Source organism: Desulfurellaceae bacterium (assembly GCA_021296095.1).
Classification (GTDB): Bacteria; Desulfobacterota; Binatia; order Bin18; family Bin18; genus JAAXHF01.
Genome location: JAGWBB010000144.1, coordinates 1 through 1092, shown reverse-complemented (window position 1 = coordinate 1092; position 1092 = coordinate 1). Strand labels below are relative to the sequence as shown.

The 1092-nt window shown below is 63.7% G+C and carries 2 protein-coding genes; both read right to left on the bottom strand.

What is annotated here, in order from left to right:
- The coding region (locus J4F42_21525) for an ABC transporter ATP-binding protein (protein ID MCE2488103.1) at window positions 1-614 on the bottom strand (614 nt) is incomplete at its 3' end.
- Between the two features lie 8 nt (window positions 615-622).
- A partial coding sequence (locus tag J4F42_21520) for an ABC transporter permease subunit (GenBank protein ID MCE2488102.1) occupies window positions 623-1092 on the bottom strand: 470 nt, incomplete at its 5' end.

Genomic DNA, 1092 nt, shown 5'->3' with positions numbered 1-1092 from the left:
GAGGTGTCGTCGGCCTTCATCTCCCGGATCAGCTCAAAGACCTGGGCCTGAATCGTGACGTCGAGCGCCGTGGTCGGCTCATCGGCGATCAGCAGGGCCGGGTGCAGCATCAGGGCCATGGCGATCATCACCCGCTGGCGCATCCCGCCGGACAGCTGGAAGGGATAGCTGTGCATGCGCTCGGCCGGCTCGGGAATGCCCACGCTGTCCAGCCAGCGGATGGCAGTCGCCCGGGCCTGGGCTTTGCTCAGCCCGGGCTCGTGGACGCGCAGGATTTCGACCATCTGGCGGCCGACCCGTTTGAGCGGGGACAGGGCGGTCATCGGCTCCTGGAAAATCATGCCGATCTGCTTGCCCCGAATCTGGCGCAGCGCGCCAAGCGGCAGCGACAGCAAATCCTGGCCCTTGAACACAATCCGGCCGCGCGCGAAACGTCCCGGCGGACGGGGAATCAGGCGCAGGATGCTCAGCGCGGTGACCGACTTGCCGCAGCCCGATTCACCCACGATCCCGACCACCTCGCCTGCCTTGACCTCGAACGACACGTCCTCGACTGCGGTCAGCAGCCCGGCTTCGGTTGCAAACTGAACGGTCAGCTCTTTGACTTCCAACACCACAGGCTCTACTCCAGACGGCTGGCGCTGCGGGGGTCGAACGCGCTGCGCACACCCTCACCGACAAACACGCCCAGCAGAATGACCGAAAACAGGGCGGCGAACGGGTAGACAATCAGGTACCAGGCGTCGGTGTGGACCTGGGCCTGGCTGAGCAGCTCACCCCAGCTCGGGGTCGGCGGCGGCAGGCCGAAGCCCAGGTAGTCGAGCGCGCTGAGCGCGCCGATCGCGCCAACCAGGGAAAACGGAAAAAAGGTAATAATCGGCACCAGCGAGTTGGGCAGGATGTGACGAACGATGATCCGAAAGCTCGGAATGCCCAGACACCTGGCGGCCTCGACAAAGGCGGTTTGGCGCAGCTTCAGAAACTCGGCCCGCATATAGTAGGAAATACTGATCCAGTTGAAGATGGCGTAGATGAACAGCAGCAGGCCGAAGCTGCGGCCAAACACCGAGCCCATCAGAATGATCACATACA